Consider the following 17,644-nt stretch of genomic DNA (forward strand, 5'->3'; position numbering starts at 1 on the left):
CTGGAACTTCTGCGGATCGCGCAGGAACTCGACCACCTCCTGCAGATCCTCCTTGGCCTCGTCGATCCCCGCCACGTCGTCAAACGTCACACGACCATGCGCCTCCGTCAGCAACTTCGCCTTTGACTTGCCCATCGACAGCAGGCCTCCGCCACCACCCTGCTGGCCCATGGCCCTGCGGGACAGGAAGACCATGATCCCGATCATCAGGGCGAGCGGCAGCAGCGACAGCAGAAGACTGCCGATAAGGCTGGGCTGCGGCGGCGGCTCGGCCTTGATCACGACGCCTTTTTGCTGGAGTTGCGCAACCAGGTTGGCGCCTTGCGGAACATAGGTCGTGACGCGGTCACCCGACGAGCGCTCTGCGACAACCTCCTGCCCCTGGATCGTGACGGAGCGAATTTCGCCCTGATCGACGGCGGTCACGAAAGCAGAGTAGGGGACTTGATCAGACTGCTGGGCCGGCATGCTCTGAAAAAAGAACATCGCCAGCAGCGCCATCACTGCGCCCGCAATCGCGAGATTGCGAAAGTCAGGTCCGGCATTCGGAGTGTTCATCGGATCGCTTTCCTATCGAGATGATGCTCAAATCGTGGGCAGACTGGAACCGGCCGTGGCTCGTGGAACGGGGCCGAAGCCGAATATTGAGGGTCGAAAAACCAAGCCGGGTTATCGAGCCTCCCGTCTCATTCATGCGAATGCGGGTGGCATCGTCGACACAGGTCGCGGAGCAGGACGCCACAGCCGTCTCCCAGATGCGGAGCGGTTCCACCGTTCCTCAGACATGAGAGTCCGACATCACAGCCTGGGCAGGCTGTCAGAGGGGCCCGGACCCTGGTCCCTGAAAGATGGTGGGTGAAAAGGCCGAGTTCAAGGCTGGACCATCAGCCCCGGGTGACGGCGGAAATCATCTCCGGTCGTGCTCGATGACGGTATATTCCACATCGATCACATCGTTCTCAGGCGGAGCGCGCCGAGCCTGGCGCGCTCTTCTCCGGAGGTAAAAAGACAGGGCGACGCCTCCGGCGAGCATCAGGGGAAGGACGATGAACAGCCCAATCAGCGCGACGGCCAGCACGATGGCTGCGCTCAGGACTACCAGAGCGAGCTTGATCACGATGCCCCAGAGGGAGGTTGGGCCGGCTTTGTTGGTCTGCGAGGCGTAGATTATCCGCATTGAGATCTCCGTTGCGGCTTGATGCAGCCATACCTGCAGCCGAAGAGGTGATAGGCGTTGACAGCGCAAGGTCTCGCCAGGGCCTCGCAGCAGTTGCCTGGCTGCATGAAGACGACGGTGGTGCCAGGACAGCGTCTGGTGTGTTTCATACAGCGTATACGAGACACGGGAGAGTGTTAATCCCACGCTGCGCTGCCTGGGCTTCGACTTCGAGCCGGCTAGCCTTGACGGCATGGCTGAGATCCGGCCCTAAGCAGCTGTCATGATGTGTTTTAGGATATTGGAGGGTGCAATGACAAATGCGCAGAACGCCAACGAAGCCCTGACTACGCCCTCGGTCGCACGAAATCGTGATCCGATCCTGTCAGTGCTGCAACGGGTTCTGCCCCCGGCCGGGACGGTTCTGGAAATCGCAAGCGGAACGGGGGAACACGCCGTTCACTTCGCCGGAGCCCTGCCGCACTTGACGTGGCAGCCGACCGACCGTGACGAGCGGGCCCTGAGCAGCATCGCCGCCCATCGAGCGGTTGCGCAGTTGCCCAACCTCCTTGCTCCGCTACCCCTTGACGCCGCCGCAAGCTGGCCGGTGGAGCGAGCAGACGCCATCGTGGCCATCAATATGGTCCATATATCGCCGTGGCAGGCGACACGAGGGCTGATCGCCGGCGCGGGGCGTGTCCTGCCATCGGGAAGTGTGCTCTACCTTTACGGAGCCTACAAGGAGAACGGCGTCCATACGTCGACAAGCAACGAGGCCTTCGACCAGGATCTGAGGCGCCGGAATCCGGAGTGGGGCGTCCGCGATCTCGAAGACGTGGTGAGCCTTGCGAGCGCCCACGGGCTCGAACTCACCGAGCGCATTCCGATGCCTTCGCACAATCTCAGCCTCGTCTTCCGCCGCTGAACACCCATGAGCGACGTGAATTCCGCATTGTCGTGATTCGGGATGGGAGGGAAGAAATTCCGTCCCGCAAGAATCCTCAATATGTCCGCCCGGGCCGGGGCGCCGAATCCCACGCAGCCGGATCGTCGTAGGACGGTCATTCGCCCTCGCGGAACCGGTCTCGCCGGGGATGAGGATCGGAATATTGCGGCAATTGCTCCGGTCGCCCGGCGTCCGCCGCACGGTCCAGGAGAGCCGCGACGTATTGCAGAACGGATCGGGTCGCGTCGACGACGGCATCGGCAACGTCGCGAAGGCGCATGTCCCCTAAGCGGCTGCCGTCTTCCGGCATGCGGCGATCCTGATCGTAGGGCTGGTAACGATCGACGTTGTCATAGCCTGGCCCCCTCTGCGGCAGCAGGTCCGCAAAGATGCCCGCGCTCCCTAGAATCACGAGCAGGACCACGGGCACAACCAGTCGAAAAGCGATGCCGATGACCTTGGTGAGAATGATATAGCCAATAATGAGGAGAAGCGCGGTGGTGATGATGCCGGTGCCCAAGTGTGCAGTATCCCTGTCTCGTCTTGGCGCGAGGCTATCGACGACATCGGCGGCCATTTTGTGTCACGGATGCTCTTGCCGAGCCCGCTGGAGGACATCAGTCCAAGCCAAGGTCCGCACTATGGAGCTTGGTCACAGAGGCGCTCAGGGAGGCGGATCAGGCGGCTGCGCTATTTCCTGACATAGCCGGGAAACCGTGCGCTGATCTCGTCTACATGGGAAAGGGTTCCCGAAAGGTGATCGCGCAGATGTTGCTGCGCGACGTCGGGCTTGCCGTCGGCGATTGCCTGCACGATCAGCCTGTGATGCTGGAGGATGCTTTCGATCTTGCCGGGCGTCGGCAGGTTGAGACGGCGCAGACGGTCGATATGTCCGCTTCGGCTGCGCACCAGCAGCCAGAGATCCTGCATCTGGGCGGCTTCATAGAGGTGCCGGTGAAAGTCCTGGTCGGCCAGTTCGAATGCCTGCAGGTCGTTGGCTTCCATAAGGGCTTGCTGCTGCGCCAGGATGCCTTTGAGACGGGCAATCAGTCGCGGGTCCGGGCTCAAGGCCAGGCTGCGCACGATCTCGAGCTCCAGTGAGCGCCGCAGGAAATGCGCTTGGTGGGCGAGGGTCAGGTCAATGGGGCTGACGACGGTAGCGTGCTGCGGAAAGACGTCGACCAGGCCTTCCTCCTCCAGACGCATCAGAGCGTCCCGGATCGGGGTTGAGCTGACGCCGAACTGGCTGGCGAGCGTGGTCCGTGACAGGGTCGTGCCCGGGGTGAGCTCGAGAGACAGAATCGCCTCCCTGAGCCGTTCGAAGACCTGAGGAGCGGCCTGACGGCCACGCTCCAAACGTTCAGGGACTTGCAGGGGAAGGTGCTGCTTCAATGCTGGTCTCGACGCCATTCCGGACAACCTGATTGCTTGTTGCAGCTCTTATAGCACACTTGCAAGTCATGTACTAATGCATTAGCGTACTAGCTGCCGGAACGGAAGTGCCGGATTGTCCCGCAGCCCCCGCCAAGAGGGGCCCTGATGAGGAAACACCATGAAGAAGCAGATGAGGCGCCTCGGCGCCGGGATCGCAGCCGCCGTTGGACTGCTTGCGCTCGCAGGCGCCGCTCAGGCTCAACAGAAGAGCGAGATTTCGATCACCCGTCAGCCCGGCATTCTCTATTTGCCGACCCACATCATCGAGAAGCAGCACCTGATCGAGAAGCATGCGGCGCAGCTCGGCTTGCCTGAACTCAAGACGAAGTGGGTGACCTTCAGCGGCGGTGGCGCCCAGACCGATGCACTCCTGTCCGGCGGGGTCGACATGGTCAATACCGGCGTCGGCAATCTGCTCCTGCTCTGGGATCGCACGAAAGGCGGCGTGAAGGGCATCGTCGCCACGTCGGCTCAGCCGCTGGCCCTGGTCACGCATGATCCCAAGATCAAATCGCTGAAGGACTTCGGCTCCGGTGACAAGATCGCGGTGCCGACCGTCAAGGTCTCGACGCAGGCCATTCTGCTGCAGATGGCGAGCGCCAAGGAATTCGGTGAGGATCAGTGGTCGAAGCTCGACGCCAACACCGTTCAGCTCGGTCACCCCGATGCGGTCGCCGCCATGACGAACCCGCAGCACGAGGTGAAGAACCACTTCGCCGCGCCCCCCTTCCAGTACATCGAGATGAAGACCGTGCCGGGTGCGCGCATCATCGTGCAATCACCCGACATCATTGGCGGCCCGCTCACGCAGGGCCAGTTCTTCACGACGACCAAGTTCGCCGAAGCCAATCCGAAGGTCATCGAGGCGGTCCGCGCCGCATCGAAAGAGGCGCAGGATTTCATCCGCAGCAATACCAAGGAGGCCGTTGACATCTACAAGGAAATCACCGGCGACAAGACGAGCGCCGAGGATCTGCTCGCATGGCTCAAGGAGCCGGGCATGATGGAGTGGAACCTCCAGCCGCAGGGCACGATGAAGTTCGCCGAGCACCTCTACAAGATCGGCACGCTCAAGACGAAGCCCTCGTCGTGGAAGGATTTCTACCTGCCGATCGCGCATGATCTGAACGGCAACTGATCGAACCCGTGCGCCCCGCAATAGAGTGGGGCGCACCAACGCCTTTCCGTTTTCAGGGATTCGTTCATGTCCGCTCTTCTCGACGTCAGTGGCGTGACGCTGCGCTACAAGACGCCTAGCGTTCTCGTGACAGCGACCGACCGGGTCAGTTTCCAGGTCAATCAATCCGACCGCTTCGTGCTTCTTGGCCCGTCCGGCTGCGGCAAGTCCACGCTGCTCAAGGCCGTCGGCGGTTACCTGAATCCGAGCGAGGGCAAGATACGCATCAAGGGGCGCGAGGTCACGGAGCCTGGCGCGGACCGCATGATGGTCTTTCAGGAGTTCGACCAGCTCCTGCCATGGAAGACAGTGCTGGAGAACGTCATGTTCCCGCTCCTCGTCGCGCGCAAGCTGCCGCGCAAGGAGGCGGAGGACAGGGCGAAGGCCTATATCGAGAAGGTCAATCTCACCCGCGCCATCAACTCCTACCCGCACACTCTGTCCGGAGGCATGAAGCAGCGCGTGGCAATCGCCCGCGGCATGGCGATGGAGCCCGATATTCTGCTCATGGACGAGCCCTTCGCGGCGCTCGACGCGCTGACCCGCCGCACCTGCCAGGACGAGCTTCTGCAGTTGTGGGAGGACACGAAATTCACCGTGCTCTTCGTCACGCATTCGATTGCCGAAGCCATCAAGATCGGAAACCGCATCCTGCTTCTGTCGCCCCATCCTGGCCGCGTGAAGGCCGAGGTAAACGACGTCGACCTTGTCTCCCCGACCGACGGGAGTGCGGGGCAGCTTGAAAAACACATCCACGAGCTTCTTTTCGCGGAAGAAAGCGCACACTAGGGATGACGCTCATGAGCAATGCACAGATCGTGATGCGCGCGGAGGCGGTGCCTGCCGAGCCTCATACCGGTGAGGTGGAACGCAAGCTCAGCACCCTGGAAGTCATCTGGGGCAACGGCTTCGTCCGAAAGACAGCGATCATCATCTTCCTCGGAATCGTCTGGGAGGTGTATGGACGCTACCTCGACAACTCGCTGCTCTTCCCGACGCTGAGCGACACCCTCTCCACCATGGTCGACCGGATCGCGGACGGTACGCTCTTGATGAGGGCCTGGACGTCGCTGAAGGTTCTGCTGATGGGTTATGCCTCTGGCGTGACGCTGGCCGCGATCCTGACGATCCTCGCCATCAACACCCGCATCGGCACGGATTTCCTCGAGACGATGACGGCGATGTTCAATCCGCTGCCAGCCATTGCGCTTCTTCCGCTCGCGCTGATCTGGTTTGGCCTCGGCAACGGCAGCCTCGTCTTCATCCTCATCCATTCGGTCCTCTGGGCCGTAGCGCTCAACACCCATTCGGGCTTCCTTGGGGTGTCGCAGACCCTGCGCATGGTGGGGCGCAACTATGGGCTCAAGGGCCTGTCCTACGTGTTCAAGATCCTGGTTCCCGCAGCCTTTCCGTCGATCCTCACCGGACTGAAGATCGGCTGGGCCTTCGCCTGGCGCACCCTGATCGCAGCGGAGCTGGTCTTCGGCGTGTCTTCGGGGCAGGGGGGGCTGGGGTGGTTCATCTTCGAGAACCGCAACCTGCTCGACATTCCGTCCGTCTTTGCGGGGCTGCTGACCGTCATCACCATCGGCCTGATCGTCGAGAACCTGATCTTCAAGACCATCGAGCGAAAGACCATCCGGAAATGGGGGCTCCAGAGCTGAGCTTGCGCTCGGCTCCGCCATCCTCCCGGCCACTCAACAGGGATCTTCTCATGTCAGCCAAGAAAATACCCGATGCGCTGCGCAGCGCACGATGGTTCGCGCCCGATGATCTGCGCGGCTTCGGCCATCGCTCCCGCATGATGCAGATGGGCTATGCGCCGGAGGACTGGGCGGGCCGTCCGGTGATCGCAATCCTCAACACCTGGTCCGACATCAATCCCTGCCACGCCCATTTTAAGCAACGCGTCGACGATGTGAAGCGCGGGGTGCTGCAGGCCGGCGGCTTCCCGATCGAGCTGCCGGGAATCTCCCTCGCGGAGCAGTATGTAAAGCCCACGACCATGCTCTACCGCAACCTGCTGGCAATGGACGTGGAGGAGCTGCTGCGCTCCCACCCGGTGGACGGCGTGGTGCTCATGGGAGGCTGCGACAAGACCACGCCGGCTTTGCTGCTCGGCGCAACGAGCGCGGGGCTACCCGCGATCTATCTCCCCGCAGGGCCGATGCTGCGCGGAAACTGGAAGGGCAAGATCCTCGGCTCGGGTTCCGACGCCTGGAAGTATTGGGACGAGCGCCGCGCCGGAACGATATCCAATGCCGATTGGCTCAACATGGAGGCAGGCATCGCCCGCAGCTACGGCACCTGCATGACCATGGGCACCGCCAGCACCATGATGGCGATCGCGGAAGCCATCGGCATGACGCTTCCGGGCGCGTCTTCCATTCCGGCAGCGGACGCCAACCATATTCGCATGAGCGCCGAATGCGGCCGTCGCATCGTCGAGATGGTGTGGGAGGATCTGACGCCCAACAAGGTGCAGACCCGTGAAGCGTTCCTGAACGGCATCGCTGTAGCGATGGCGATGGGCTGCTCCACCAACGCCATCATCCATTTGATCGCGCAGGCGCGCCGGGCCGGACAGGATATCGGGCTTGGCGATTTCGAGATCGCCAGCCGCAAGGTCCCTGTCGTTGCCAATATCCGCCCGAGCGGCGACAAATACCTGATGGAGGATTTTTTCTACGCAGGCGGCCTGCCAGCGCTGATGACCCGCATCAGGGATTACCTCCATCTCGAGGCTCTCACCGTCAATGGCCGGACATTGGGCGAGAACATCGCGCAGGCGGAGGTCTACAACGACGACGTCATCCGCCCGATGGACAATCCGATTTATGCCGAAGGCGCACTCGCCGTGCTCAAGGGCAATCTCGCGCCCGACGGCTGCGTGATCAAGCCGAGTGCCTGCGACCCGCACTTTCTAAAGCATACGGGTCCGGCTCTCGTATTTGACGATTATCCGTCCATGAAGGCCGCAATCGAGGACGAGAACCTCGACGTCACGCCCGACCATGTTCTGATCCTGCGCAATGCCGGTCCCCAGGGTGGGCCGGGCATGCCGGAATGGGGCATGCTGCCGATTCCCAGAAAGCTGGTGAAACAGGGTGTGCGCGACATGGTGCGCCTGTCGGACGCACGCATGAGCGGCACGAGCTATGGCGCATGCATTCTGCACGTGTCGCCCGAATCCTATGTGGGCGGCCCGCTGGCGCTGGTGAGGAACGGCGACATGATCTCGCTCGACGTCGCGGCCCGCACGATCAACCTCGACGTGCCCGCCGAGGAACTGGAGCGCCGCCGCGCGGCATGGGTGAAGCCCGAGCCTCGCTTCGAGCGCGGCTACGGGTGGATGTTCACGCGCCACATTCGCCAAGCCCACGAGGGCTGCGATTTCGACTTCCTGGAAACGAGCTTCGGCGCGCCGGTGGGCGAGCCTGCCATCTTCTGACGATTGGAGACAAGCACCATGGCCCTAAACCCCGAAACACGCGAGAAACTCAAAGGCGTGAGCACCGCAACGCTGTGCACCGCCCTCTACAAGCGCGGCCTGCGTAACCAGTTCATTCAGGATGTGCGCCCGCTCAACCCGAACCTGGGCAACATGGTGGGCGAAGCCTTCACCCTGCGCTACATTCCGGCTCGCGAGGATCTGAACCCGATCAGCGTGTTCCAGGATCGTGCTCACCCGCAGCGCAAGGCGGTGGAGGAATGCCCGCCCGGTGCCGTCATGGTCATCGACAGCCGCAAGGATGCGCGCGCGGCATCGGCTGGCGGCATCCTGGTGTCCCGGCTCATGAAGCGAGGCGTCGCCGGCGTGGTCACCGACGGCGGCTTCCGGGATTCGCCGGAGATCGCCCGTCTCGACATTCCGGCCTATCACGGCCGTCCTTCGGCGCCCACCAACCTCACTCATCATCAGGCGCTCGACATCAATGTACCGATCGGCTGCGGCGACGTGCCGGTCTGGCCGGGCGATGTGGTCGTCGGAGACGGCGAGGGCGTGGTGGTCATCCCGGCGCACCTCGCGGACGAGATCGCGAACGAAGCCGTCGAGATGACCGCATTCGAAGATTTCGTTCAGGAGGAGGTGTTGAAGGGCCGGTCGATCCTGGGTCTCTATCCTGCGACCGATCCTCAGACTCTGATCGATTTCGCCTCCTGGCGCGAGGTCAACAAGCGCTGAGCACGTTCTCGCGAGCAGTCACCCAGGAGCCGCAGGCATGTCATCGTCCGTCGTCAAGGTATTCTACAACAGCCTCGGCACGCCCGAGATCTACGATCTCATGCGGCGCCTGAAGCCGCCGTCCCTGGAGCTGGTTTTCCTGGACCGTGACGATGACGACGAGCGCGTCGCCAAGGTCCGCGAATGCGAAGCGATCATCGCCGCTGCGACACGGCTGACGCGCAGAACGATCGAGGCGGCTCCCCGCCTGCGTTTTGTCCAGCACCAGGGCGTCGGCTACCATGATACCGTCGATGTCCCGGCCCTGGTCGAGCGCGGCGTTCGCCTTGCCGTCAGCACGGCCGGAACCATCGGAGTCGCAGAACATGCGGTCATGCTGGCCCTCGCGGCGGCTCGACGCGTGGCATTCGCCGATCCGGAGCTTCGGAACGGACGCTGGCATGCCAACAGCCTGCGGCCGGTTTCCATCGAGCTTGCAGGCAAAACGGTCGGATATGTCGGCATGGGCCGCATCGGCCAGGCTGCGGCCGAACGCTTCAGAGGGTTTTGGGCCAGAGGGCTTTATTCCGACCCGAACGTGCGCCTGTCGCCGGAAAGGGAAAAGGAACTCGGACTCGCGCCGGCATCCCTGGAGCGCATTCTGCGCGAGGCTGATGTGGTCACGCTTCATTTGCCCCTGACCGCGGAAACCCGCAATCTCATCGGACGCGACGAACTTTCCTTGATGAAGCCCAACTCCATCCTCATCAATACCGCCCGTGGGGGGATCGTGGATGAAGCAGCCCTCGTGGATGCGTTGAAGGAAGGGCGGCCCGGTGCTGCAGGCATCGACGTGTTCGAGACGGAGCCGCTGCCCGCCCAGCATCCTTTGGCTCTTCTGCCCAACACGGTTTTGACGCCTCACATCGCGGCCGGAACCTGGGATTCGTTCGTGGGCAAGATGGATTCGGTCCTCTCCAACATCGCTGCCTTTTTCGAGGGAAGGCCATTGCAGAACGAGATCATGCTCAGTCCCACCTGATAGCCAGCAGGATCCCAGGCACCGTGCCTCTTGAGCTTTTGCGCTCAGGGCAAAGTCAGCGTCGGGCGCCGGCCGGCTTGAGTGGGCTTCCTCTCGATGATGGTCCAACGGCTGGATGGGAAATGGGCTGCATGCCGAAGCGGGTTCGATATTCGGCCGGGCAAACGCCCGTGTGGCGCTTGAACAATCCCCGGAAGAAAGCCTGATCCTCGTAGCCGACGGTCAGGCCGACCTCCTGAACGGTCTGACGCCCATCCTCCAGCAGCCTCTTGGCCATGGCCACGCGAATGCAATGGGTATAGCTCAATGGCGTTTGCCCGGTCGCGTCCTTGAAGCGCCGGATGAAATTGCGAGGGCTCATGCCGACGCGGGCGGCAATGGCGTCCACGCTGATAGGACGTTGATAATGCCGGTGCAGCCAGTCCTGGGCGAGCTGGATGCTCTCGTCGTTGTGGCTCGTGCGCAGCGCCACGTCTGGAAAGGCGACCTGCCAAGTCCGCGGCATCTCGATCAGAAGAGCCTTGGCGCATTCCAGAGCAAGATCGCGGCTGCCGAACCGCTCGACCAGATACAGGCTTAAGTCCGCCGCCGAGTTGATGCCGCCGCCGCAGAAGACGTCGCCGGCGTCGGTGATGAGATATTCCGGCTGCCAGTCCACGTTCGGGAAACGCTGCCGGTAGATGTCTGCGAGCCCCCAGTGAGTTGTGGCGCGCTTGCCATCAAGAAGGCCCGCCTCGGCCAGCAGGGCCACGCCCGAGCAGACTCCTGCGATCTTCGCGCCCTCAGCTGCCCACCGGCGCAGCCAGGGAATGACACGGGCATTCCGCTCCATCACCGCGTCGATGACATATCCGGTGCGCATCAGCGTATCGAGGGGCAGGCCGCCTGCGGGAACGAAAACGATGTCCGGTCGCTCCAGGGCCTCCAGGGCACAGGAGGGTGTCAGGGACACCAACTGGTCCGCCACGGCAGGCCTGCCTCCGGCGGATGCCGTCGTCACGCGGAAGCGGGCATCTGGCGCCTGATTGTTGAGCAGGTTCCAGAGCACGCCGGCGCTGCGAAAAACCTCCATCGGGAGAAGAGCCGTGGAGGCGCATCCGCCATTGAGGAACAGAACAGCCACATGGAGCATCGGTAACTCTCCTTGGCAGCCTCACCCCGGCACGTTGTCATGATCGCCGCTCCCCGGCAAGGCGAACTCGGAGCAGAGTTGGGTCCATTCGTTCACGATGTGCGCGCTGGCACACGAGAGCCGCGCGTGAGCGTCAAGTCAGGACAGGAGAAGACCATGAAAAGGGTAGCAGCTCCGCTTCGGGAACTCTCCGCAACGTCTTCCCGCAACCGCATCTTCCAGGCGCTGATCCCGGGCACGGCAGCCCTGTTCGTAGGGCTGGGAGGGCATGCGGCATTGGCCGATGAGACCTGCCAATCTCCGTATATGGCCAAGATTACCGGCGAGGAGGAGTTCGTCTATGTCTGGACCCTTGGCATCGAGGGAGTGGGGGACTCCTCCGACAAGGTCGTGACCGTCGATGTGCGCAAGAACTCACCCACCTTCGGCAAGGTCATCGATGTCGATTCCGTAGGCAGTCGTGGCGAGGCTCATCACGGCGGCTTCACGGACGACCGTCGCTTCCTCTGGATGTCCGGCCTCAACGACAGCAGGATCTACGTCTTCGATGTCGCAAGCGATCCGTCGAATCCGAAGCTCGTGAAGACCATCGATGATTTCACGGAAAAGTCGGGAGGCGCGGTCGGGCCGCACGGAGCCTATGCGCTGCCGGGACGCGTCATGATTTCGGCCCTCTCGAACAAGGATGGCGGCGGCCGCACGGCCCTCGTCGAATATTCCAATGACGGCGAATACGTCGCGACCCACTGGATGCCTACGGCCGATGATGCTCAGGGAGCGGACGTGGACAAGATCGCCGACGGCTATGGCTATGATGCCCGCGTCCTGCCGCGCAAGAACGTGATGCTCACGTCCTCGTTCACCGGGCGGGACAATTACATGCGCCCCTTCGGCGAACTCGCCAAGGACCCCGAGGCGATGAAGCACTTCGGCCAGACCATGGTGCTGTGGGATTTCCACGGCCGCAAGCCGAAGAAGGTTTTCCATGTGCCGGGCGTCCCGCTGGAAATCCGGTGGGCCTGGGGGCCGTACAACAATTACGCCTTCACTTCGACGGCGCTCACGTCCAAGATCTGGCTCGTCTACGAAGATCAACGTGGGGAATGGAAGGCGAAAGAGGTCGCCGACGTCGGAGACCCCTCAAAGATGCCCGTTCCGGTCGACATCAGCCTGAGCGCCGACGACAGGACGCTTTTCGTCGATACCTTCATGGACGGCATGACCCGGGTCTTCGACGTGTCCGATCCTCACAAGCCGAAGCAGATCTACGAGAAGAAGATCGGCAGCCAGGTCAACATGGTGTCCCAGAGCTGGGACGGAAAGCGGCTCTACTACACCAGTTCCCTGCTCTCGAACTGGGACAAGACTGGCCCGGACAACGAGCAGTTTCTGAAAGCCTATACCTGGGACGGTCAGCAGCTCGCTCCGCGCTTCGAGATCGATTTCATGGCCGAGAAGCTCGGTCGTCCGCACATCATGCAGTTCGGCTCGCGGAGCCTGTACCCGAGCTGATGGCTAGAGGGAGGCGGGCCATGGCCTACGCCGCACGCACGCTTGTCTGCATCGCGCTCCTGACCGGTCTGCCCACGGCGGGCGCACATGACAGGCGCCAGGAGCCCCAGAGCGCGGCCGCCGGGCCGAGTGCCGGTTACGCCTTTCCTATAGCAGAGCCGGGAACATACCGGCTCCCGGCCATCAAGACGGCGGCTGGGGGGCGCGTTCTTGACGAGTTGGGGCAGGAGCACGATCTGGCCGAGCTGATGCGCGGCCGGATCTCGATCCTGGCATTCATCTATACCCACTGCGGGGATATCTGCCCAACGGCTTCGTTGCGTCTGTCGGAGCTGCAGGATCTCGCCACGGGAAACTCCGAGATCGCTCGCCGGCTGCGCCTCGTCACGATGAGCTTCGATCCTGAGCACGATACGCCGGAGGTCATGGCCGAATACGCGGCACACTGGCGCTCCGCCGATCCACGGGCGCCGGAATGGCTCTATGTAACGGCGGCGGACCAGGCGCAGCTCCAGCCGGTTCTCGCAGCCTACGACCAGTCTGTGATGCCGAAGGCGCAGCCCAGCACCTCCGGCGCTTTGGCCCACATCCTGCGGGTCTTCCTGATCGATCCGGCGGGCCAGGTCCGCAACATCTACAGCCTCGACTTCCTCGACCCTGAGCTGGCGCTCAACGACATTCGGACCCTGATCCTCGACGAAGAACAGCATGACCAACGCCTGCCCCCAACGAGGTGAATTCCGCACCTCCCATATGGAAGGAAAGCCAGATGACGACGCTCTCAATCGCCACGATCAGCGGCCAGACGACGTCTATCACGCCCGAGGCATTGCTGACCCTGAAAGGAGGACTGCGCGGATCAGCCCTGGCCAAGGACGAGGACGGGTATGACATGGCACGCACTATCTGGAACGGTATGGTCGACCGTTCACCGGGCCTGATCATCCGCTGCCATGGTGCGGCCGACGTCATGCGCTCCGTTGACTTCGCGCGCGAGAACGATCTGGTCGTCGCCGTGCGCGGCGGAGGGCACAATATCGCGGGCAACGCCGTGTGCGAGGGCGGGCTGATGATCGATCTCTCGCCGATGAACTCCGTCCGCGTCGATGCTGCCGCAAGGCGCGCGTGGGTCGGGCCCGGCGCGACGCTGGGCGACGTGGACAGAGAGACCCAGGCCTTCGGGCTTGCCGTGCCCACTGGCATCAATTCGACGACGGGAATCGCCGGCCTGACCCTTGGTGGAGGCTTCGGCTGGCTCACCCGCAAATATGGTTTGACCGTCGACAACCTGGTCTCCGCTGATGTGGTCACCGCCGACGGTCAACTTCTACGCGCCAGCGCGGAGGACAATCCGGACCTGTTCTGGGCGATCCGCGGCGGCGGCGGGAATTTCGGAATCGTCACGTCCTTCGAATTCAACCTGCACCCGGTCGGACCGGAGGTTCTGTCCGGGCTTGTGGTGCATCCCTTCGACCATGCGGGCGACCTGCTCAGGGCCTATCGCGAGGCCGTCATCGACGCTCCCGAGGAGCTCACGTGCTGGGTGGTGATGCGCAAGGCGCCGCCGCTCCCGTTCCTGCCAGCGGAATGGCATGGGCGCGAGGTCTTGATCTTCGCCATGTGCTATGCCGGGGAACTCGCCGAGGGCGAGCGGGTCACGAAGAAGCTCCGCTCGCTCGGCAGTCCCATCGCCGACGTGGTGGGTCCGCACCGGTTCGTGGATTGGCAGGCGGCCTTCGATCCGCTCCTGACGACCGGGGCTCGCAACTACTGGAAGAGCCATGATTTCGAGACGCTCGAGGACGGGGCGCTCGATCTGATCACCCAGGCGGTCCGAGCCCTGCCTGGCAACGAGTGTGAGCTGTTCATCGCTCACGTGGGTGGTGCGATGAGCCAGGTCGCGCCCGATGCAACTGCCTACCCGCAGCGGACGTCTCACTTCGTCATGAATGTCCATACCCGCTGGCGCGAGAGCAAGGACGACAATGCCTGCATCGCTTGGGCGCGGAACCTGTTCCGGGCGACCGAGCCGTTCGCGACAGGAAGCGCCTATGTCAACTTCATGCCGGAAGATGAAGCCGACCGGGTCGAGAAGGTCTATGGAGCGAACTACTCCCGTCTGGCCAAAATCAAGGGGCGCTATGATCCCCGGAACATGTTCCGGATGAACCAGAACATCCGGCCGGCGCAGTAACGCGTCATGGAAGGGCACCGGCTCAATCCCAAAGTGCAGGTCCACTTTCGGGTCCGGTGCCCTATGCTCCTCATGTCGGCTGCATCCCGCGTGAGGACCGCTCTATGACCTATTGTGCTTTCCCCTGGCGACGTATTCTCGGTGTGGGCCTGTTGGCCCTGACGCCCCTTCTGGCATCCGGTGTCCGGGCGCAGACCGAGGCTCCCGCCCCCGAAGCTTCGACAGGGCGCGTCGTCAAGCAGGCCGGCACGTCCGCCCGCGACATGGTCGCGGCAGCCAATCCGTTGGCTGCGCAGGCCGGACGGGAGATCCTCGCCGCCGGAGGGAGCGCGGTCGATGCCGCGGTCGCCGTGCAGCTCGTTCTCAACCTCGTGGAGCCGCAGAGCTCGGGCATCGGCGGTGGCGCATTCCTGCTCTACTGGGACAAGACGAATCTCGTGACCCTGGACGGGCGCGAGACGGCCCCGGCCGCAGCAAAGCCGGAGCGGTTTTTGGGGCCCGACGGCAAGCCGATGAAGTTCTACGATGCCGTGGTCGGCGGCCGCTCCGTCGGCGTCCCGGGCACCCTTCGTCTGCTGGAAGCCGCCCACAAGCGGTGGGGCAAGCTGCCCTGGTCCCAGGTTATCGCGCCAGCACTGCGTCTCGCGGAGGAGGGCTTCACGGTCTCGCCGCGTCTCAACGGTCTCCTTAGCCAGGAGAAGTATCTCCGGAACGACCCGATCGCCCGCGCCTACTTCTATCAGGCGGACGGCACGCCGAAACCCGTCGGCACGGTCCTGAAGAACCCGGCCTTCGCCAGGACCCTTCGTGACATCGCGGAGAAGGGAGCCGATGCGTTCTACACCGGCGACATCGCGGCCGATATTGTCGCGACGGTGACGCGCCATACCGGTAACCCGGGTGACATGACCCTGGAGGATCTCAAGTCCTACCGGGTCGAGGAGAGGGAGCCGGTCTGCGGCCCCTACCGCACCTACCGGATTTGCGGCATGGGCCCTCCGAGTTCCGGAGCCGTGGCGGTCCAGCAGATTATGAGCGTGCTCGAAACCCAGGACATGTCGGCGATGAAGCCCGGTCCCGATGCGGTGCATTGGCTGGCCGAGGCCGGCCGCCTCGCATTCGCCGATCGGGCTCTTTTCCTTGGCGATCCGGCCTTCGTGAGCGTTCCGGTCCGCGGCCTCGTCGATCCGGGCTATCTCAAGAGCCGGGCCGCTCTGGTGAGTCCGGACCGCTCCATGGGCCGGGCGAAGGCCGGCGATCCGCCATTCCAGAAGACGGAGTTTCGCTTCGCCCCTTCCGACGGAATCGAGTTCGGTACGAGCCACATCTCTGTGGTCGACGGCGAGGGCAATGCCGTGTCGATGACTACCACCATCGAGGATGGGTTCGGCGCCCGGCTCATGACCCGGAGCGGCTTTCTCCTCAATAACGAGCTGACCGATTTCAACTTCGCACCGACCGAGGACGGAAAGCCGGTCGCCAACCGGGTCGAGTCCGGCAAGCGTCCGCGCAGCTCCATGGCGCCTACGGTCGTGCTGGACGGCAATGGCAAGCTCTACGCCGTGGTCGGATCTCCTGGAGGAAGCCAGATCATCGGCTACGTGGCCAAGACGCTGGTCGCCATCCTGGACTGGAAACTCGATCCGCAGATGGCAGTCGATCTGCCGAATTTCGGCAGCCGCAACGGCCCGACCGAGATCGAAGCCGGCACGGAGGCCGAAACCTGGAAGGCGGCTCTCGAGGCGAAGGGCCACGAGGTCAAGGCCATCGAGATGAATTCCGGCATCCAGGCGATCGTAGTGGGTCCTGATGGTCTGACTGGTGGTGCCGACAGCCGCCGGGAGGGCGTCGCCATCGGCAATTGAACGCGCCAGAGCCGCCGGCGGCCAGTTCCAGACAAGCGTCGCCGGCTATCAGCCCGATCACCTGTGTCTGGCGCGTCACTGGGGCGCGTGCTTCCCACGGCCATGTGGGCAGGTCATCGAAGCATCATGAGACTTCTCAATAACCTAAAGCTACTCACGAAGATTGCTTTTCCGATCACGTTCTTTGTCGCCATCGCCGTGGGGCTTATCGCCATGGCGGTGAACAGCCTCGATCATATGGCGGCCGATACGCAGGATCTCGTGAACGCCGATGCCAAGCGCCTGAGTTTGGTGCAGAGCATCAATATGCGGGTCAACGAGGCGACGATCCAGGAAATGAATATGATCCTGGTGCCGAAGCATCTGCCCGACCGGGTCAGAAGCGTCGAGAACGCCTATAAGGATTCCGTCAAGAGGGCGCTGACCGAACTCGATCAGTTGATCGGCCTTTCCAGTACGGCGGAATTCCGGAGCCTCAATGAGAGCCTCAAGGAAGCGATCATCGTTTACTTCAACAAGCTGGATGAGAGCATTGCGTTCTCCCTCAAAGGAGACGACGCTCACGCAACCGAGATCGCCAATGGTGTCGGTCGCGATCTGCGCCGACAGCTGCGCGACCAGATCACCAAGAGCACGGAGGGTATCGCCGTCGAACTCGATCAGGCCAAGGACGAATCTGCCGCTCTGGCGGCGAGCACCACGTGGTGGCTGATTGGTTCGGCGGTGGTTGGTCTGGCCCTCGCCATCGGCCTTATCTGCTCCATCATGATCTTCGGTGTTGTCCGTCCGCTCGCGGGGATGACCGAATCCATGCGGCGCTTGGCCGAGGGCGATCTCGGGGTCGATGTGAACGGCACCGATCGCAAGGACGAGGTGGGCGTGCTCGCCCGCGCCCTCCAGGTCTTCAAGGAGAATGCGGTGGAGGCGCGCCGTCTTGCGGCCGAGCAGGAGGCGGACAGCCAGGCCAAGATGCGCCGGGCGCAGGCGCTCGACGCGCTCACGCAGCGCTTCGAGAGCAAGG

General features: G+C 63.1%; 17 protein-coding genes. 12 read left to right on the forward strand and 5 right to left on the reverse strand.

Annotation, left to right across the window (positions count from 1 at the left end):
* Together ACS5Q0_RS26190 and ACS5Q0_RS26195 are read right to left on the reverse strand one after the other, a co-directional pair.
* Positions 1-558 (reverse strand): ATP-dependent metallopeptidase FtsH/Yme1/Tma family protein (locus tag ACS5Q0_RS26190; RefSeq protein ID WP_473129575.1); only part of this gene is annotated, 558 nt, incomplete at its 3' end.
* Positions 559-907: 349 nt separating this feature from the next.
* On the reverse strand, positions 908-1,177 hold the full coding sequence (locus ACS5Q0_RS26195; protein WP_473129576.1) for a hypothetical protein: 270 nt from the start codon (positions 1,175-1,177) through the stop codon (positions 908-910).
* A 292-nt stretch (positions 1,178-1,469) separates the two neighbouring features.
* Here ACS5Q0_RS26195 and ACS5Q0_RS26200 point away from each other — a divergent pair, with 292 nt between their 5' ends.
* Complete coding sequence (locus ACS5Q0_RS26200; protein ID WP_473129577.1) at positions 1,470-2,081, forward strand: DUF938 domain-containing protein; 612 nt, start codon at positions 1,470-1,472, stop codon at positions 2,079-2,081.
* A 136-nt stretch (positions 2,082-2,217) separates the two neighbouring features.
* Here the strand turns inward: ACS5Q0_RS26200 and ACS5Q0_RS26205 are convergent, their stop codons facing one another.
* Both ACS5Q0_RS26205 and ACS5Q0_RS26210 read right to left on the reverse strand, forming a co-directional pair.
* Positions 2,218-2,622, reverse strand: coding sequence for a hypothetical protein (locus ACS5Q0_RS26205; protein ID WP_473129578.1), 405 nt, complete (start codon positions 2,620-2,622; stop codon positions 2,218-2,220).
* A 170-nt stretch (positions 2,623-2,792) separates the two neighbouring features.
* A complete protein-coding gene (locus ACS5Q0_RS26210; RefSeq protein WP_473129579.1) occupies positions 2,793-3,512 on the reverse strand; it encodes a GntR family transcriptional regulator in 720 nt (239 codons plus the stop codon).
* Between the two features lie 154 nt (positions 3,513-3,666).
* Here ACS5Q0_RS26210 and ACS5Q0_RS26215 point away from each other — a divergent pair, with 154 nt between their 5' ends.
* The 6 genes from ACS5Q0_RS26215 (at position 3,667) to ACS5Q0_RS26240 (ending at position 9,920) form a co-directional block, all read left to right on the forward strand.
* Entirely contained in the window at positions 3,667-4,674 is a 1,008-nt protein-coding gene (locus ACS5Q0_RS26215; protein WP_473129590.1) for an ABC transporter substrate-binding protein, read from the forward strand.
* 66 nt (positions 4,675-4,740) lie between these two features.
* Positions 4,741-5,502 (forward strand): ABC transporter ATP-binding protein, encoded by a 762-nt coding sequence (locus ACS5Q0_RS26220; protein WP_473129580.1) that lies wholly within the window; start codon positions 4,741-4,743, stop codon positions 5,500-5,502.
* A 32-nt stretch (positions 5,503-5,534) separates the two neighbouring features.
* The gene (locus ACS5Q0_RS26225; protein WP_473129591.1) at positions 5,535-6,377 is read left to right on the forward strand and encodes an ABC transporter permease; all 843 of its coding nucleotides are present in this window, start codon (positions 5,535-5,537) and stop codon (positions 6,375-6,377) included.
* A 50-nt stretch (positions 6,378-6,427) separates the two neighbouring features.
* Entirely contained in the window at positions 6,428-8,164 is a 1,737-nt protein-coding gene (gene araD, locus ACS5Q0_RS26230; RefSeq protein WP_473129581.1) for an L-arabinonate dehydratase, read from the forward strand.
* Between the two features lie 18 nt (positions 8,165-8,182).
* Positions 8,183-8,899, forward strand: a complete 717-nt coding sequence (locus tag ACS5Q0_RS26235) for a ribonuclease activity regulator RraA (RefSeq protein ID WP_473129582.1) — start codon at positions 8,183-8,185, stop codon at positions 8,897-8,899.
* A gap of 37 nt (positions 8,900-8,936) precedes the next feature.
* On the forward strand, positions 8,937-9,920 hold the full coding sequence (locus ACS5Q0_RS26240) for a 2-hydroxyacid dehydrogenase (protein WP_473129583.1): 984 nt from the start codon (positions 8,937-8,939) through the stop codon (positions 9,918-9,920).
* A gap of 55 nt (positions 9,921-9,975) precedes the next feature.
* Here ACS5Q0_RS26240 and ACS5Q0_RS26245 read toward each other — a convergent pair whose 3' ends face one another.
* Positions 9,976-11,052, reverse strand: coding sequence for a GlxA family transcriptional regulator (locus ACS5Q0_RS26245; protein ID WP_473129584.1), 1,077 nt, complete (start codon positions 11,050-11,052; stop codon positions 9,976-9,978).
* A gap of 156 nt (positions 11,053-11,208) precedes the next feature.
* Here ACS5Q0_RS26245 and mtoX point away from each other — a divergent pair, with 156 nt between their 5' ends.
* The 5 genes from mtoX to ACS5Q0_RS26270 form a co-directional block, all read left to right on the forward strand.
* Positions 11,209-12,564: a methanethiol oxidase gene (mtoX, locus tag ACS5Q0_RS26250; RefSeq protein WP_473129585.1), complete on the forward strand. Its 1,356-nt coding sequence runs from the start codon at positions 11,209-11,211 to the stop codon at positions 12,562-12,564.
* A 20-nt stretch (positions 12,565-12,584) separates the two neighbouring features.
* Positions 12,585-13,301 (forward strand): SCO family protein, encoded by a 717-nt coding sequence (locus tag ACS5Q0_RS26255; protein ID WP_473129586.1) that lies wholly within the window; start codon positions 12,585-12,587, stop codon positions 13,299-13,301.
* Positions 13,302-13,333: 32 nt separating this feature from the next.
* Positions 13,334-14,758: an FAD-binding oxidoreductase gene (locus ACS5Q0_RS26260; protein ID WP_473129587.1), complete on the forward strand. Its 1,425-nt coding sequence runs from the start codon at positions 13,334-13,336 to the stop codon at positions 14,756-14,758.
* A gap of 104 nt (positions 14,759-14,862) precedes the next feature.
* Positions 14,863-16,623: a gamma-glutamyltransferase gene (gene ggt, locus ACS5Q0_RS26265; RefSeq protein WP_473129588.1), complete on the forward strand. Its 1,761-nt coding sequence runs from the start codon at positions 14,863-14,865 to the stop codon at positions 16,621-16,623.
* Between the two features lie 126 nt (positions 16,624-16,749).
* The coding region (locus tag ACS5Q0_RS26270) for a HAMP domain-containing protein (protein WP_473129589.1) at positions 16,750-17,644 on the forward strand (895 nt) is incomplete at its 3' end.

Source organism: Microvirga sp. HS2 (genome assembly GCF_055792805.1).

Coding starts and splice junctions, on each gene's coding strand:
- ACS5Q0_RS26225 (WP_473129591.1), top strand. CDS start 5,535: ATGCGCGCGGAGGCGGTGCCTGCCGAGCCTCATACCGGTGAGGTGGAA.
- araD (WP_473129581.1), top strand. CDS start 6,428: ATGTCAGCCAAGAAAATACCCGATGCGCTGCGCAGCGCACGATGGTTC.
- ACS5Q0_RS26235 (WP_473129582.1), top strand. CDS start 8,183: ATGGCCCTAAACCCCGAAACACGCGAGAAACTCAAAGGCGTGAGCACC.
- ACS5Q0_RS26220 (WP_473129580.1), top strand. CDS start 4,741: ATGTCCGCTCTTCTCGACGTCAGTGGCGTGACGCTGCGCTACAAGACG.
- ACS5Q0_RS26200 (WP_473129577.1), top strand. CDS start 1,470: ATGACAAATGCGCAGAACGCCAACGAAGCCCTGACTACGCCCTCGGTC.
- ACS5Q0_RS26240 (WP_473129583.1), top strand. CDS start 8,937: ATGTCATCGTCCGTCGTCAAGGTATTCTACAACAGCCTCGGCACGCCC.
- ggt (WP_473129588.1), top strand. CDS start 14,863: ATGACCTATTGTGCTTTCCCCTGGCGACGTATTCTCGGTGTGGGCCTG.
- ACS5Q0_RS26245 (WP_473129584.1), bottom strand. CDS start 11,052: ATGCTCCATGTGGCTGTTCTGTTCCTCAATGGCGGATGCGCCTCCACG.
- ACS5Q0_RS26195 (WP_473129576.1), bottom strand. CDS start 1,177: ATGCGGATAATCTACGCCTCGCAGACCAACAAAGCCGGCCCAACCTCC.
- ACS5Q0_RS26255 (WP_473129586.1), top strand. CDS start 12,585: ATGGCCTACGCCGCACGCACGCTTGTCTGCATCGCGCTCCTGACCGGT.
- ACS5Q0_RS26210 (WP_473129579.1), bottom strand. CDS start 3,512: ATGGCGTCGAGACCAGCATTGAAGCAGCACCTTCCCCTGCAAGTCCCT.
- ACS5Q0_RS26260 (WP_473129587.1), top strand. CDS start 13,334: ATGACGACGCTCTCAATCGCCACGATCAGCGGCCAGACGACGTCTATC.
- ACS5Q0_RS26215 (WP_473129590.1), top strand. CDS start 3,667: ATGAGGCGCCTCGGCGCCGGGATCGCAGCCGCCGTTGGACTGCTTGCG.
- mtoX (WP_473129585.1), top strand. CDS start 11,209: ATGAAAAGGGTAGCAGCTCCGCTTCGGGAACTCTCCGCAACGTCTTCC.